A 16,016-nucleotide genomic window follows, 5' to 3' on the forward strand; every position below is an offset into this window, starting at 1 on the left:
TCATTCCTGTTTCTGATGTGTATTTATTTCGCGACGACTTAACTGCGGTTGGATATTTGCATTTGGTAGATCAGCTACCAACATTACAAATGCGGCATTTCGGTAGGGTAGTGTGTAACTTTTACCAAAATGAAAATTAATGGCGGTTGCACCTTGGCCGCCTTGGCGATATTGCTTAGCCAAAGGCTGACTGTGTTCGGAGCTCCAATAATCTCCTTGTTTGATATGTATGAAAAAGTCATTGGCGATATGCGGTAATGCCGGAGATGTCGGCGCTTGAATGAGACTATGCAGTTCTTTGGCTGTGGGCAATCGCCATTTTGACACGCCACACAGCCCTTGTTGATTGGTTTGACGAATAAGATCATGGGTATCACAGCGGTTTGGCTCAAAATAACAGTCGCCAAAGTTTTGCTTACCTTTTTCACCATCAAACCAAGAGTAAGTCCAATAACCATCATGAATGCTTTCGTTGTCGGTTTTGATTTCCCACAAGATATGATTTTGCTTGTCGTGCACGCATGCCCATGGGCCTTGCCATGGAGAGAGCTTGTCACCTCCTTGGGTAATTTTGGTGAAGCGTTTATGTTGGCTCAATTTAGGCTGAGCTTGTGGCAACAAACAAATGCCGATGAAAGCAGCTAGGATCAGGGCTGATATAATTAGTCGCTGTATCACAGTGAATACCTCAGTTTTATTGCTTGAATATGGCGGGTGTGGGCAATTTGTGCGTGATCAAAAGCAGAGACCCACATACAGGTTCCTGTTTGCAGTGGTACGTCATATTTGGAGTGGGTGTTGTGTTTGCGAACGAGCTCTAAAGTCCAACGCCCATCGTGCCATTGCCCTCGAGCCCGCACGTCAGCTCTATCTCCTTCAAAACGGTTAGAACGATACAAAACCGAGGGTAAAAATGTACCTATTGGGTAGGTATCTTGCGCACTTTGATAAGGAGTTGAACCGAACCAGGGTAGCACTGCTTGGTGTGACTGCATTTTTTCAGGTAAGCGCTTAGGTGATATGCCTTTGGCGCTGTACCATTGCCAGTTCATGACATAAGCACCGCTCTCTTTTCCATCCGCTTGGTAACCCGCAGAGTAACGACGTTTGCCTTTCAGGTGTTTGCTAGGCGGTCCGATAAAATTATCATCAGCGAGGTACATGTCATTGGTTCGCACGGCTTTCCAATGCCATAAATCTCGAACCTTGCCATCTAAGCTGGCATGATACCCTTTGCCATGCCAATTTTTAGGTTTGTTTTTGAGTGGCTTATCACCGGAGTAATAAGTGTTATCACCAGCAACCTCACAGCCATCGGAAAGCATAACCGCAAATTTATCTTCGTAAAATGTACGTTCGTCAAATCGATAAAAGCCATTTTCTTGTACTTGCCAGCCAGTGGGGGTTTTTAATAATGGTAAATGATTGGTGCTTTTTGAGTTGTCTTGCCAAGAAATAAGAAAGTAGCTTTCGTATTGATTTGCCAGTGCTTTAATAGAGACATCGGTACTGCCATTTTCAAAGTTAGCTCCACCTATGGTGGTGACAGTAAATGTATCTGCATCTTGCCATTGAGGTTCATTGCCTTGGCCATCAATTTCTATAAAAGTGGTATCGGCAATGGTGTGCACATCAAGCTGGTGGCTGGCATTTAGAGTAAGAGTGTGAACAAACCCACCTATGACAACTAGGCATAGTACAGCACCGATATGTGCCACTTTGAGTCGTTTTGGCAATATTGCGGCAAATACCCCACGGCCTTTTTGCAAGATATAAACCCAAGCATGAAGAATAAAGTAACTGACCATTAGCCACATAGCGATTTGGTGGACACTGCGCGCCTCGTGACTGTAAAAATTAGCCCAAACAGCCCAGCCAGATAAGACAATTAGAGAAATGCTGACATACCCTAAGTAGTTAATTAACTTGTGATAAATTGATGGGTAACTGCGAAAGGGTGCCCAGATAGTGTAACCAATAAATACTGCTACGAGTAAGGTCAGCCCGATAGAGAAACCAAGGTGCCAGCTATGTACCGCACCTTGTGGTACAAGCGATGAGATAGGCGCTAACCAGTCTTGGCTAATGATGGCAATTCTAAAGCCTGTTAACACGCTGCCGATAGTTATCACAATGGCAATTACATGTAAGACAATAAAAGTTTGTCTTTGCATAAAGGTTTTCATATTAATTATTATTTTTGTAAATATAGTGTAAATTGTTATATTTACATAAATATGTCATTTTTCAAATACTGCAAAAGGTTAAAGTTTTGTCTAAACTTTGAGCAGTTAGGCTTAGTGCGCAGCGTTAATAGTTACAGAGGGATACGCGATGGAAAAAATAGCTGTAGAGGCAGTAGACAGCGGCTATGTGATCGATAGCATGACGGATATAGTAGCGTGTTTGAATACATCAGATTCAATTCAACGCTTCTTGTTAGACATTCATTGTATATTGCAAAAAGTAACTTATGCAGACAATTTTTACGTTGTCCTGTACCAAGAAAATGGGAATTTATCTTTCCCGTACTTTCATGATGTTAAAGACGATATAGAGGCTGAAGAGTTAGAAAATTTGTCTTTAGACGATATCTCACATTCATTGACCGCCTTTGCGCTGAAATCACATAAGGTGTGTAATTTCAATCAGCATGATATTGAACAGTTAATTGAGACGGGCGAAGTCAACATCTTGGGCTCAGTACCTATGCAGTGGCTATGCTTTCCGCTTGTTAATCGCAGTCAGCATTTAGGTGCGTTCATTATTCAATCTTATCGAAAAGAGAATGAATATTCAGGCATGATAGTGGATGTACTGTATACCATCAGCCATGTGATCTCTTCGGCACTGGATGCATTCAATAATCAGCAAGCCTTGATAGAAGCCAATAGGGCATTGCAAAGTTATCAAACAGAGCTTGAAATCAAGGTGCAAGAAAGGACTTCTGAACTTAAAGAGAGCTTAACAAAGCTTGAGCATGAAATAGAAGTGAGAGAGTCCTTACAACAGCAACTAGAACATGACTCTTTACATGATAGTTTGACCGGACTTGCCAATCGAAAATATCTGTTTAAAGAGCTAGAGCGATTATCAGCGCGCTCTCAACGTGGGGATATTCTTGTCTATGTTTTATATTTAGATCTCGATGATTTTAAACCCATCAATGATAACCATGGCCACCAAAGCGGTGATTTAGTGTTAAAAACGGTCAGTGAACGACTCAATCAAACATTACGCAGTTACGACTTTGTATGTCGCTTAGGCGGCGATGAATTTGTCGTGATGTTAACTGAAAAAATAGACAAACAATCATTAACTCAGTTAGCCGAGCGGATGCTGAAGTCACTGTCATCTCCCATTACTTTAGAATCTGGTATTGAAGTGCAATGCGGCTGCAGTATTGGTATTGCCTCGGTGATCAACCAATCATTTGATGCGCAAGCTTTAATCCATGATGCGGACTTGGCATTGTACGAAGCAAAAGGTAAAGGAAAAAATCAAATTTATTTTGCGACCTAAATGTATCGCCATGGCTTTACCAGCGTGTATGATTGCATTAGGATCAAACTTTATTTTTGTTTAGATGGTTGCGAATGGCACAAAAACTCTTCTTTATTTGTCTTTTTTGGATGTGCAGCTCAGCGTTTGCGATAGAGGTAACTGATCTATATGAAGCGACGTTAGTGGTTGACGATAAAACGCGAGCCACTCGGGCCAAGGCGAGTCAAGATGCACTTGACCAAGTGATTAAAAAGCTCACTGGCAAGGCCGGTCATAGCAACCACCCTTTAATTAAAAAAAGTAAAAGGCGCATTTCAGATTATATGCTCAAGTATGAGTATATCGAGCATGCTAACCAAGAGCTGAAAATAAAAGTGCGCTTTGAAGCAGAGAAAGTTGAAAGCCTAGTTAGGGAAAGTGGCTTTGGTTTGTGGGGCAACAGACGGCCTTTAATCGCTATTTGGTTGGTGATTGAAGACAATTTAAGACGCGACTTTGTCACGCAAGAGAGTTACCCACAATTAGAGCGATTAATTTATGACACGGCAGCTGAGTGGGGGATCCCCGTTGTCGTGCCCTTGATGGACTTAACTGACCGCGCTCAGGTTGGTATTGCAGAGGTATGGGGAAACTTCTCAGAGCCAGTTGAAGCAGCATCGGCCCGTTATAATGCTGAGCGAGTGATTACAGGACGTTTGTTTAAGCAGGCCAATTCAAGTAGCTGGCAATTAGATTGGCGTTATACTGACGCGGATATGTTTGAGTCTGTACAACTTGTGGGCGACAAGCAGCAGTTATTGATTTCAATGATAAATGATATGTCAGCAGCGTTAGCGAGCGAGTATATCATTGACCCTACCAAGTCATACGCAACCAATAGCACCGTGATCACGGTGGACGGATTAAGAACGTTTGATAAAATCGAGCGAGCGAAAAGAGAGCTATTAACTATCAGTACTGTCAATAATGTCGATGTCATCTATCGCAACAGGCAACAAGTTCAATTTGAAGTTGAGCATTTATCTTCTGTGTCGGATTTACAAAAATCACTTAAACTTGAGCAATCGTTTGAAGTGTACGTCGATCCCAGAGCATTTCACCAAGTCGTCAGCGCTGAAAACTTAAGGTACAGCTGGGTAGGGCAGTAATCATGTTAGATCCTATGCAGTTAGCTTTACCTGTAACATTGCCGGATGATGAGACATTTACGTCTTATTTCGGTGGTGAAGAATCACTGGAAGTCACGCATTTAAAGAAAGCGCTGAGCGACATTCAGGCGAGTTTTCAATTTACTTATTTATGTGGGCTGGCCGACTCTGGTAAATCCCACTTGTTGTATGCGACGTGTATTCACGCTCAAGAACTTGGCCTTTCAACCATTTTACTGTCACTGAGAGAGGTCATTAAATTTGGCCCTGATGTATTGGAAGGCCTAGATGCACTCGATGTAGTCTGTATTGATGACGTGCATTTAGTGGCGGGCGATGAAGCGATGGAAAAAGCACTCTTTAACTTTTTTAATCGCTTTAACGAAGCGGGGAAGTGCTTGGTGATGACCGCGGATCTGTTGCCAAATATGCTTAACATCGAATTGCCTGACTTAGAATCTCGATTGGCGTGGGGTACCACCTTTCAGATCCGTTCCATGAGTGATGATGATAAAGCTGAGGCGTTGGTTAAGCGTGCGCATATGCGTGGGCTTGAATTAAGTGATGAATGTGCGCGATTTTTATTGACCAGATTAAGCCGAGATATGCGAGCATTATTGGATGTTTTGGACAAGTTGGACCACGCATCCATGGCCGCACAGCGAAAACTTACCATTCCTTTTATAAAAGCAACACTAAAGCTGTGAATTTGGGCTAGAATCTAGCCCCACCTTTCAGTTATCATAACTGATTCAGAAAAGGCAAATTACCTCAACCAGATCAGGTATAGAATGAACTTAGAGAATATTTTAGCGCAAGCGCTTGAAGCCGTTTCAAGTGCCAGTGAGATTGCGCAACTTGAGGAAGTCAGAGTTAACTACCTTGGTAAAAAAGGTGAGATTACTGGGCTATTAAAAACCCTAGGCAAGCTAGCGCCAGAAGAGCGTAAAGAAGCTGGTCAAGTAATCAACCAAGCAAAAAACCAGGTACAAACTGCAATTAACGAAAAACGTGAAGCACTTGCAAATGCTGCACTAGAGCAAAAACTAGCAGCAGAAACAATTGATGTGACTTTACCTGGACGTACAGCGCCTACAGGTGGTTTACACCCTGTAACGCGCACTATTGAGCGTATTGAATCATTTTTTGGTGAGCTCGGGTTTGCAGTAAAATCAGGTCCTGAAATTGAGGATGATTTTCATAACTTTGATGCTTTGAATATTCCTGAGCATCACCCTGCGCGTGCTGACCACGATACGTTCTACTTTAATCCAAAGCTTGTTTTACGTACTCAAACAAGTGGCGTACAGATCCGTACCATGGAAGCTGAGCAGCCTCCACTTCGTATTATCTCTCCTGGACGTGTGTACCGTAATGATTACGACCAAACACATACGCCAATGTTCCATCAGGTTGAAGGCCTTATGGTAGATGAGAACGTGAGCTTTACTGAGCTTAAAGGTATTTTGCACGACTTCTTACGTAATTTTTTTGAAGAAGACATGGAAATTCGTTTCCGTCCTTCATACTTCCCATTCACTGAGCCGTCTGCTGAAGTAGATGTAAAAGGCAAAAATGGGAAATGGTTAGAAGTACTTGGTTGCGGTATGGTGCATCCAAATGTTCTACGTTCAGTCGGAATTGACCCTGAAAAATACACTGGTTTTGCCTTCGGTATGGGTGTTGAGCGCTTGACGATGTTACGTTACGGCGTGAACGACTTACGTGCATTCTTCGAAAACGATTTAAAATTCCTAAACCAATTCAGATAAGAGCGAACCAAAAATGAAATTTAGTGAAAAGTGGCTAAGAGAGTGGGTAAATCCTGCGATTGATACGGATGCTCTTTCTGAACAGCTTTCTATGGCAGGTTTAGAAGTAGATGGTGTAGATCCAGTTGCTGGTGATTTTGATGGTGTAGTCATTGGTGAAGTCGTTGAGTGTGGCCAGCACCCAGATGCAGATAAGCTTCGCGTCACCAAAGTAAATGTTGGCGAAGAAGAACTACTAGACATCGTATGTGGCGCAGCAAACTGCCGTGCAGGCTTAAAAGTAGCGGTAGCTAAAGTTGGCGCGGTTTTACCTGGCGGCTTTAAAATTAAAAAAGCGAAGCTACGCGGTCAGCCGTCTCACGGTATGCTTTGTGCGTTTGAAGAGCTTGGCATGGCAGAAAGCTCTGATGGTATTTTAGAATTACCGGCTGATGCGACAATTGGTCAAAATATTCGTGAATATTTCGCACTTGATGATGTAACCATCGATGTTGATTTAACAGCAAACCGCAGTGATTGTTTAGGCATTAAAGGTCTTGCACGTGAAGTGGGTGTTTTAAACGGTCTAGATGTAACCGAAGTTACTATCGACACAGTTGAGCCAACCATTGATGACAAGATTGATATTGAGCTAGTAGATAGCGACGCATGTCCTCGTTATTTAGGTCGTGTTATCAAGGGTATTAACCTTGACGCTGAGTCACCACTTTGGATGGTAGAAAAACTACGTCGTTCAGGTATTCGTTCAATCGACCCTGTTGTTGATGTGACTAACTATGTATTACTTGAGCTAGGTCATCCGATGCACGCATTCGACCTTGCCGCTATCTCTGGTGGCATCAAGGTACGTAAAGCACAGCAAGATGAAGAGTTAGTATTGCTAGATGGCAATACCGCTAAGCTTAATACATCAACATTACTGATTGCTGACCATGAAAAAGCGTTAGCAATGGCGGGTATTTTTGGTGGTGAAGCATCTGGTGTTAAAGAGGGTACTCAAGATATCCTACTTGAAAGTGCATTCTTCAACCCATTAGCGATTGCTGGTCAAGCACGTAGTTATGGTTTACATACTGATGCATCTCACCGTTACGAGCGTGGTGTTGATCACCAGCTACAGCGTGATGCTATGGAGCGTGCGACAGCGTTGCTACTTGAAATTGTGGGTGGTGAAGCAGGTCCGGTTGTTGAAGCGGTTTCTGATGCAGACTTACCTGCGGCTAAATCAGTCACACTTCGTCGTGAGCGTTTAGACCGTGTTATCGGTTATCACATTGAAGATGCTAAAGTAACTGATATTTTGACACGTCTTGGCCTTGAGGTATCGGTTGAAGCGGGTCAGTGGCAAGCACAAGTGCCAAGTTACCGTTTTGATATCAGTATTGAAGAAGATCTTATCGAAGAAGTTGCACGCGTATTTGGCTACAACAACATTCCAAATGTTGCGCCAACTGCAGCACTTAAAATGACAGATCACCAAGAGGCATCTGTACCAGTTTCACGTTTCCGCAATGAACTTGTTGCTCGCGGTTACCAAGAAGCTATTACGTACAGCTTCGTAGATCCTAAGAAGCAAGCACTGCTTCATCCACAAAGCGATGCGCTTGTGTTACCTCACCCAATTTCTGTTGAAATGTCAGCAATGCGTGTGAGTTTAATGCCGGGTCTTGTGAACGCCTTGGTATATAACCAAAACCGTCAGCAATCACGTATTCGTTTCTTTGAGCATGGTTTAAAGTTCATTAAAGACGAAAGCGCAGAAAACGGTGTACGTCAAAGCGCAGTGATTGGTGGTATTGTCTATGGTAATACGCACAACGAACACTGGGGTATTGAAAGTCGCAAAGTTGATTTCTTTGATATTAAAGGCGATGTTGAAGCATTACTTGCAGTTTGCAACGACCCTGCTAGATTTACTTTTAAAGCCGAAGCAAGTGATGGTTTACATCCTGGTCAATCAGCAGCGATTTATGCTGATGGCGTAAAAGTTGGATTTATTGGTGCGATACACCCTCAATTACAAAAGTCGTTAGAATTGAACGACACAGCGTTTGTATTTGAGGTAGAAGTGGATGCAATTTCACAAAGAAAGCTGCCAGAAGCGGTTAGTATCTCAAAATTTCCATCAAATCGCAGAGATATTGCTATTTTAGTTGCAGATGATGTAAAAATAGGCGATATTTTAGAAAGCATTGAGAAAGTTGGCGGAAATCAATTAGTTGACCTAAACTTATTCGATGTGTATAAGGGCAAAGGTATTGAACCCGATTATAAGAGTTTAGCCATCGCCCTAACCCTACAAAACGTTGATAAAACGCTCGAAGAGAAAGATATCAACGAAGTTGTAGACAGAGTCGTGGCCGAATTGGCCAAACAATTTAATGCATCGTTGAGGGACTAGATATGGCGCTTACTAAAGCCGACATAGCTGAACACCTATTTGAAAAACTGGGGATAAATAAAAAGGATGCCAAAGACTTAGTTGAAGCGTTTTTTGAAGAAATCCGCTCAGCGCTTGAAAACGGAGAGCAGGTTAAACTCTCTGGCTTTGGCAATTTCGACCTGCGTGATAAAAAACAACGCCCAGGTAGAAATCCTAAAACTGGAGAAGATATACCTATTTCTGCAAGGCGTGTAGTAACTTTTCGACCAGGTCAGAAGTTAAAAACTCGTGTTGAAGTAGGCACAAGCAAGAACCTGTAAGCCAAATAACGGGGTAGTTTCTACCCTTTATTTGTAAGGCTTTACATCAAAGGGTTTACTCGCAAGGGTAAACCCTTTGTCATATATTGGTAATATCTACTCTCTACACTTTCGTAACTTCTTTTATATTGAGGTTTTAACTTGGGTCAGAGGCTGTCAGTTTGGGCTAATCATTCTAAAAATGTTGTAGTTTCTTGGCTGATCTGCTCGTTTCTTTTTGGCCTTATATCCACGTTTACTTACATCCAGCATGCAGAATCTAATCGAGCTGATGTTAGGGCGATGGCTGAGCGCGTCATACTCGATTTTGGGTCTCAGCTAAATAATGTTGATACTTTTTTACATCAATCCGATAGCATTGATGTGCAATGCTCTGCTGCAACCATTCAGCAGATGAGGCAATTTGTCTTTAAACACCCTGCTGTGAGCGAAATTGGCATTGTTAACCCCAGTGGCGAGCTCGTATGCAATTCTTTTGGCTTACTTCCTACCCCTATGTTCATTAGCGAGCCACCTAAGAAACGAGGGCTTAGATATCATGGCCCCATTATTTCTGAGTTTTTGCAAGTGTCCGCATTTGTATTGGCACGCACTCGGCATGACGGCTACGAGGTCAATGCCTTGCTGCCTACCGAGTGGATAAAGGATATGCTGCACTTGAGTAAATACAGTGAACTTGATTACATCGCCATTGTGGATAGTGAAACCGGGGTGCCGGTCTTTTTACAAGGCGACTACAGCTTACCGCTAGGGCACTCGATTTTCCCCATAGTGCAAAACATTGAGCTTGAAAAAGTATTTGATGATCAAACTCGTAAGTTTATACATATAAGACCATTTAAAAATGTGCCGCAATTATCGGTCGTGGTCAGTAAAAATGCGCGTTATTTAGGTCTGCCAAGTCCAGTATGGTTAACTGCACTTTGCTTGATGTACGTATTATCTTGGCTAGGTCTGGTGATATTGCTCAACCATTATGATAAACGCGTGTTAAGTAGCCGAGCCTTGTTGCTAGGGGCACTAAACCGACAAGAATTATTCAATGTATATCAGCCCTTAATTGATGCAAAGACGCAAAATATTCTTGGTGCCGAAGTATTGATAAGATGGATGCATCCTGTGGAGGGAGAGCTTGGACCGACTTATTTTGTACCTGAGGCCGAGCGAGACGGCACCGTTTTGGAGATGTCTCTTTACCAAATAGATAAAGCGATATCTGATCTGGCGCCAGTAATAGCAGTTAAGCCAGATTTTAAAGTCTCTTTTAATGTCAATGGCTACCTCTTGAGTTGTCCAAGCTATATTAAAAAGCTGTGTGAAGCGAAGAGTGTGTTTAATAACTTGACCATTGAGCTTACTGAACGAGATGTGTTATCCCAAGCTAAAATTAAGTCGGTACTTTATCAGCTAGTGGAGTTAGGGGTTGAGATTGCCATTGATGATTTTGGAACGGGTTACTGTGGATTACAATATTTACAGAGCTTCCCAATTGATTTGTTGAAAATAGATCAAAGCTTTGTGGCGTCCATTGGACTCGATAACTTGCAATCCCCAGTATTGAATGCAGTGATTGAAATGGCTGATAAATTAGAGAAAAAGCTGATAGCCGAAGGGGTTGAAACACAATTACAGGCTGATTATCTCAGCGCACGAGGTGTGGTGGTACACCAAGGTTGGTATTACAGTAAAGCATTGAAAATCAGCGCGTTTAAAAATTTAATACAGGAATGAAAAAGCCCCATAAATGGGGCTTTTGAGGTCATCTGTGTTAGATAGATGCGAAATAGCAGCCGTAACCGGGCAGGGTTACTGTGCCTGCTTTAAGCTCACCGGTATGGTGGGCCAGTTCATCCATGGAAACCTTTATGTCTTGTTCGACCACAAATTCAGAAGTTTGTTCCGTCAGATTAAACAAACAAAGCAATTTTTTGTCTTCTAATGTTCTATAAAAGGCTAAAATCGGCTCTTTGGTCGTTATAAATTCAATATCTCCTGTGACAAGCTCTGGGCGCGTTTTTCGCCAAGCTAAAAATGCGCGATATTGTGCCAAGATAGAGCCATCATCTTGCTCTTGAATATCTACCGCAGTTTGAGCGTGTGCATCAGCAACAGGCAACCAAGGTTTACCTTGTGTAAAGCCAGCATGTGCTTGTTCCATAGACCAAGGCATGGGTGTACGACAGCCATCTCTGCCTTTAAAGTTTGGCCAGAATGTTATGCCGTAAGGGTCTTGAAGATCTTCAAATGCAACCTGTGCTTCACCTAATCCAAGCTCTTCGCCTTGATACATACAAACACTGCCACGCAGTGAGCCAAGTAAGGCGGTGAGCATTTTCACTTGCTGAGGATTCACAGTTTGGCCGTCTTTAGACCAGCGACTGGCTACGCGTTCAACGTCATGATTGCTAAATGCCCAACATGGCCAGCCTTCGGTCATCACAGCCTCTAGGCGTGATACCGTTTCGCGAATATATTCAGCGCTGTAATCATTGGTTAGTAGCTCAAAGCTGTATCCCATATGCAGTTTGTCACCACCGGATGTGTACTCTGCCATGGTTTTAAGAGAGTCTTCTGATGAAATTTCCCCTAAACTGACCGTACCCGGGTACTCGTTAAGCAGGGCACGGATCTCAGCCATAAAATCCAAGTTTTCCGGTTGCGTGTTATTGTAATAGTGGTACTGGAACGCGTAAGGGTTGTCTTCGCTAAACCCTCGACCTTGTCTCAACTCTTTTGGCTTAGCAGGGTTGTCCTTCAGTTCACTATCATGGAAGCAGAAGTTAATCGCATCCAAGCGGAAACCGTCCACACCTTTGTCTAGCCAGAATTTGACGTTGTCTAATACCGCTTGACGAACTTGCGGGTTGTGGAAGTTTAAATCAGGTTGTTCAGTTAAGAAGTTGTGTAAATAGTACTGACATCTTCTCGGTTCCCATTGCCACGCAACGCCGCCAAAAATAGATAACCAGTTATTTGGAGGACTGCCATCAGGTTTAGCATCAGCCCACACGTACCAGTCAGATTTTTCGTTGTTTTTATCTTGACGGCTTTCTACAAACCATGGGTGCTCATTGGAAGTGTGACTGAGAACCTGATCAATAATAATTTTGATATCACGCTGATGTGCTTGAGCAATCAAGTTATCAAAGTCTTCAATATTACCAAACATGGGATCAATATCTCGATAGTCACTGATATCGTATCCAAAGTCTTTCATCGGCGATTTAAAAAATGGGGATATCCAAATCGCATCAACGCCTAATGACTTTATGTAGTCAAGACGTTCAATGATGCCATTAAGGTCACCAATACCATCACCTTTGGTGTCTTTAAAACTGCGTGGGTAAACCTGATAGATTACCGCACCTTTCCACCATTCATTTTGCGCCATGCACGATTCTCCAGCTTTGTGCAGTGAAGCCACTTCTTAAAGCGAACTAAGCCAGCTAAAAGTATAAAGTGGTTCTGGTCGTTAATATTGTCGAAAAGCATACGGCATGCATGCATTTGAGTAAAAAAACTGCATACGTATGCATTTAAAATATTATGAAATTTTGACAGTTCTCTGCCTATTGGAGGTTTACTAAATCATCTTTACCAATTTATAGTGAAATAGATCATCGCTCAGGTTTTATAAGCGCTTGGAATATTTAAATTGGTAATACCAATTTCATGGAAACATATTCAACACACATCTATATGCCGATTTTTATGTAATAATCTGCTTGTTAAGCGATTGAGTTACTTGCTTGTAAAATATACTTAAATGCATTGCTTAAATTGTTAATTTTGCTTGCAAATTAAATAAAGTTAATAAAAGCATGAAGTTACAAGTATTTAAAGACGACTTTTTTGAAGTTCATGCCTGCTCACCTTTCTTTGAATACGTATGCATAAAGTTGTGACTAGCCAAGTCACAGCGCTAATATGGCGGGTGACAACAAAATTAACGTCAAATGAATTTATTTTTGCAGTTTTGCTATCAATCTCTGCATTAAGTAAATAACAACAAAGCGACGTACAAAAAGCTAATTGGGATAAAACATTATGTCTACGTTCAAACCAAGTATGTTGACCTTGGCACTCGTTACTGCGGGCTTAAGCAATCACGCAATTGCAGCGCAAAATGAAGAGTCTGTAAAAAATGATCAAAAGAAAGTGGAAGTTGTAGAAGTACGCGGCTTCCGTGCAAGTGTTGTAAAGTCAATCAATACTAAACGCTTTTCATCTGAGGTTGTAGAGTCTATTTCCGCAGAAGATATTGGTAAATTGCCAGATTCTTCAATTGCAGAGTCAATCGCACGCCTACCAGGTCTTACATCGCAACGATTAGACGGTCGTTCAAATAAAGTAACGGTACGTGGATTTAGTGAAAATGAAGGGGCAACGACGCTCAATGGCCGTGAACAAGTATCAATTAATGATAACCGCGGTGTAGAGTTTGATTTATACCCTTCAGAGATTATGAGTGGTGTTACTGTATATAAAACGCCAAGCGCGAACCTAGAAGCTGAAGGGATCGCGGGTGTTATTGATATGCAGACTGTACGTCCTTTAAGTATGGATGAGCGTGTTTTACAGGTTAATGCACTTTATGAAAAGTCAGATATCGGTAAGCTAAACCCAGATGCTGATGATGCTGGTTTACGTGGCACTTTTTCATACATTGATCAGTTTGCAGATGACAAATATGGTGTTGCACTGGCTTTAACAACAAGCTCATCACCTAACCAAGAAAAGCGTTGGAACACTTGGGGTTACCCAGAGTTTGAAGAAAATGGTAAGCAGTACTCAATTCTAGGTGGAGCTAAACCATTTGTACGCTCTACAACGCTTGAGCGTGATTCCGTGATGTTTGTCTTTGAAGCTGCACCAAATGACAAGCTATCTATGGTCTTTGATGCGCTTTATATTGATTTTACTGAAGACAAAATCTTACGTGGTATCGAAATTCCATTTGGTTGGGGCCAAGGTCAACTGAACCCGCAAAGTGTGTCGATAGACGAAGCGTCTGGTTTTATTACTAGTGCAGTAACAGAAGGCCAAAGAGTCGTTGTACGTAATGACTATGAGTCTAAAGATGCGCAAATGCAGGCATTTGGCTTCAATGCTACTTATGAGCTAACTGATGCGACAACCATTGAGGTTGATTTAAGTCACTCGAGCGTTGAGAACAAAATCTGGAGCTTAGAGAGCTACTCAGGCACTGGCCGTGGTGATTTGCGTGGTGCGGCTGACAATATCGGTTATACCTTTAATGATGGCAACACTGGGGCACAATTTACTCATGAGCTGGATTATAGTGATTATGACTTAATCAAGGTGGGCGGTCCGTTGTCTTGGGGCAGCAGCACAGCGCTTAATGAAAAGTACGGCACAAACGTTGAGGATCACCCATTCCAAAATACGTTGCAAGATGGCTTTATTAATGCGCCAGTCTTAGAAGACGAAATTAACGCACTCAAGTTGGCTGCAAAGCATGCACTAGATAATGATTATATCAGCTCAGTGGAAGCGGGTTTGTCATATAAAGAGCGTGAAAAGTCAAAAGTATCTGAAGGTTACTTTATGACTTTAAAAGATTTCTCTTACCCTAATAATACCGACTTATTGACAGTACCTGATCAATATCGCTTGGGTACGGCGAATTTAGACTTTATTGGTATGGGCGATATGATTGCCTATGACTCGCGTGCGATGGTCGCGGATGGTTATTTCTCGCTACTTGCGGAAAGCCTGACGGATGCGAGCCACGCAGCAAGAACTTGGTCAGTGAGTGAAGAAGTCACCGCTGCATTTGTACAAGCAAATATTGATATGGAAGTGGCTGACATGCCGCTAAAAGGTAATGCAGGTCTGCGTTATGTCAAAACTGAAGTCGATACTAAAGGTGCAAAAGCGGGGATTGATGGCAGTGGTCAAGTTGTACTAGAAGACAGCCGAGAAAACCATGATTACAGCCATGTGCTACCAAGTTTGAACTTGTCTTTATCTATTGATGACGAGCAAATGCTACGTTTTGGTTACGCTAAAACGATTTCACGTCCAAAAATGTCTGAGATGAACTCGTCTATTATCAGGTCGTACAGAGATGTGCCGGATGACAGTGGAAACTTTTGGGAAATCACTGGCGGTAACCCGCAGCTTGAGCCAAAAGAAGCTGATGGCTTTGATTTAACTTATGAAAACTATTACCACTCAGAAGGATACTTCTCTGTTGGGGCTTTCTACAAAGACCTTAAAAACTGGATCTTTGATTCAAACACAGAAGAAGATTTAACGGGTGTTATTAACCCTAAGACGGGTCTGGTTCCAGCAAATCCAACTGCAACACGTAAACTGAAAGTCAATGGTGGCGGTGGTAACCTATGGGGCTACGAAGCGGCAGTCACATTCCCGTTCACTTTGATCCACAGCAGCTTAGAAGGCTTTGGTTTAATTGCGAGCCATACGCGTATTCATCAAGATGTTGAAGATCACAACGGTGAAGAATACAAGTTACCAGGTTTGTCAGAAAAAGTGCAAAGCTTAACTTTCTTCTATGAAAATAACGGCTTCCAGTTCAGAACCAGCATGCGTAAACGTTCTGACTTTAAAGGTGATGTATACGGTACAGGCTTTAAAACAGAGCAAGTGGATATCCTGGGTGAAACAATTTGGGATGCTCAGATTGGTTATGACTTTGGTGAAGCAGGTATTAAATCCCTTGAAGGGTTAGCTGTGACGTTACAGGCACAGAATATCACTGAAGAGCCATTTACGTCTTTATCTGGTGACAATCACTTGCAAGTTAGAGATTATCAAGATTATGGACGCGTATTCTTGTTAGGCGCAAGCTACAAGTTTTAAGTAGAGCATTTCTACTTGAGAATATAGAAAAAGCCTTATC

11 protein-coding genes are annotated in these 16,016 nt (G+C 42.2%); 8 read left to right on the forward strand and 3 right to left on the reverse strand.

Going from position 1 to position 16,016, the window contains the following annotated elements; all coding sequences use genetic code 11:
* On the reverse strand, positions 1-678 hold the full coding sequence (locus tag AC2CZC_RS13570; RefSeq protein WP_484582181.1) for an Lcl C-terminal domain-containing protein: 678 nt from the start codon (positions 676-678) through the stop codon (positions 1-3).
* A complete protein-coding gene (locus AC2CZC_RS13575; RefSeq protein ID WP_484582182.1) occupies positions 675-2,174 on the reverse strand; it encodes an ethylbenzene dehydrogenase-related protein in 1,500 nt (499 codons plus the stop codon). The genes AC2CZC_RS13570 and AC2CZC_RS13575 overlap by 4 nt, the downstream gene beginning before the upstream one ends.
* A 160-nt stretch (positions 2,175-2,334) precedes the next feature.
* On the opposite strand from AC2CZC_RS13575, the gene AC2CZC_RS13580 reads away from it, so the two are divergent.
* The 7 genes from AC2CZC_RS13580 (at position 2,335) to AC2CZC_RS13610 (ending at position 10,858) form a co-directional block, all read left to right on the forward strand.
* Positions 2,335-3,522 carry a GAF domain-containing protein gene (locus AC2CZC_RS13580; RefSeq protein WP_484582183.1) on the forward strand — a complete coding sequence of 396 codons (1,188 nt, stop codon included), beginning with the start codon at positions 2,335-2,337 and terminating at the stop codon, positions 3,520-3,522.
* Between the two features lie 74 nt (positions 3,523-3,596).
* Positions 3,597-4,652, forward strand: coding sequence for a DUF2066 domain-containing protein (locus AC2CZC_RS13585; protein ID WP_484582184.1), 1,056 nt, complete (start codon positions 3,597-3,599; stop codon positions 4,650-4,652).
* Between the two features lie 2 nt (positions 4,653-4,654).
* Positions 4,655-5,359 (forward strand): DnaA regulatory inactivator Hda, encoded by a 705-nt coding sequence (gene hda, locus AC2CZC_RS13590; protein WP_237135754.1) that lies wholly within the window; start codon positions 4,655-4,657, stop codon positions 5,357-5,359.
* Between the two features lie 84 nt (positions 5,360-5,443).
* Positions 5,444-6,424, forward strand: a complete 981-nt coding sequence (gene pheS / locus AC2CZC_RS13595) for a phenylalanine--tRNA ligase subunit alpha (protein WP_039609339.1) — start codon at positions 5,444-5,446, stop codon at positions 6,422-6,424.
* Positions 6,425-6,437: 13 nt separating this feature from the next.
* Entirely contained in the window at positions 6,438-8,825 is a 2,388-nt protein-coding gene (gene pheT, locus AC2CZC_RS13600) for a phenylalanine--tRNA ligase subunit beta (protein ID WP_484582185.1), read from the forward strand.
* 2 nt (positions 8,826-8,827) lie between these two features.
* Positions 8,828-9,127, forward strand: a complete 300-nt coding sequence (gene ihfA / locus AC2CZC_RS13605; protein ID WP_023400419.1) for an integration host factor subunit alpha — start codon at positions 8,828-8,830, stop codon at positions 9,125-9,127.
* A 282-nt stretch (positions 9,128-9,409) separates the two neighbouring features.
* On the forward strand, positions 9,410-10,858 hold the full coding sequence (locus AC2CZC_RS13610) for an EAL domain-containing protein (protein WP_484582186.1): 1,449 nt from the start codon (positions 9,410-9,412) through the stop codon (positions 10,856-10,858).
* A 37-nt stretch (positions 10,859-10,895) separates the two neighbouring features.
* Here AC2CZC_RS13610 and AC2CZC_RS13615 read toward each other — a convergent pair whose 3' ends face one another.
* Positions 10,896-12,518 (reverse strand): alpha-glucosidase family protein, encoded by a 1,623-nt coding sequence (locus tag AC2CZC_RS13615; protein ID WP_484582187.1) that lies wholly within the window; start codon positions 12,516-12,518, stop codon positions 10,896-10,898.
* Positions 12,519-13,174: 656 nt separating this feature from the next.
* Between AC2CZC_RS13615 and AC2CZC_RS13620 the strand changes: the two genes are divergently transcribed.
* Positions 13,175-15,976: a TonB-dependent receptor gene (locus tag AC2CZC_RS13620; protein ID WP_484582188.1), complete on the forward strand. Its 2,802-nt coding sequence runs from the start codon at positions 13,175-13,177 to the stop codon at positions 15,974-15,976.
* The last annotated feature ends 40 nt before the right edge of the window (positions 15,977-16,016 follow it).

It is taken from the genome of Pseudoalteromonas sp. MMG033, assembly GCF_057197785.1.

Coding starts and splice junctions, on each gene's coding strand:
- AC2CZC_RS13610 (WP_484582186.1), top strand. CDS start 9,410: ATGGCTGAGCGCGTCATACTCGATTTTGGGTCTCAGCTAAATAATGTT.
- AC2CZC_RS13620 (WP_484582188.1), top strand. CDS start 13,175: ATGTCTACGTTCAAACCAAGTATGTTGACCTTGGCACTCGTTACTGCG.
- ihfA (WP_023400419.1), top strand. CDS start 8,828: ATGGCGCTTACTAAAGCCGACATAGCTGAACACCTATTTGAAAAACTG.
- AC2CZC_RS13580 (WP_484582183.1), top strand. CDS start 2,335: ATGGAAAAAATAGCTGTAGAGGCAGTAGACAGCGGCTATGTGATCGAT.
- AC2CZC_RS13585 (WP_484582184.1), top strand. CDS start 3,597: ATGGCACAAAAACTCTTCTTTATTTGTCTTTTTTGGATGTGCAGCTCA.
- hda (WP_237135754.1), top strand. CDS start 4,655: ATGTTAGATCCTATGCAGTTAGCTTTACCTGTAACATTGCCGGATGAT.
- AC2CZC_RS13615 (WP_484582187.1), bottom strand. CDS start 12,518: ATGGCGCAAAATGAATGGTGGAAAGGTGCGGTAATCTATCAGGTTTAC.
- pheS (WP_039609339.1), top strand. CDS start 5,444: ATGAACTTAGAGAATATTTTAGCGCAAGCGCTTGAAGCCGTTTCAAGT.
- AC2CZC_RS13575 (WP_484582182.1), bottom strand. CDS start 2,174: ATGCAAAGACAAACTTTTATTGTCTTACATGTAATTGCCATTGTGATA.
- pheT (WP_484582185.1), top strand. CDS start 6,438: ATGAAATTTAGTGAAAAGTGGCTAAGAGAGTGGGTAAATCCTGCGATT.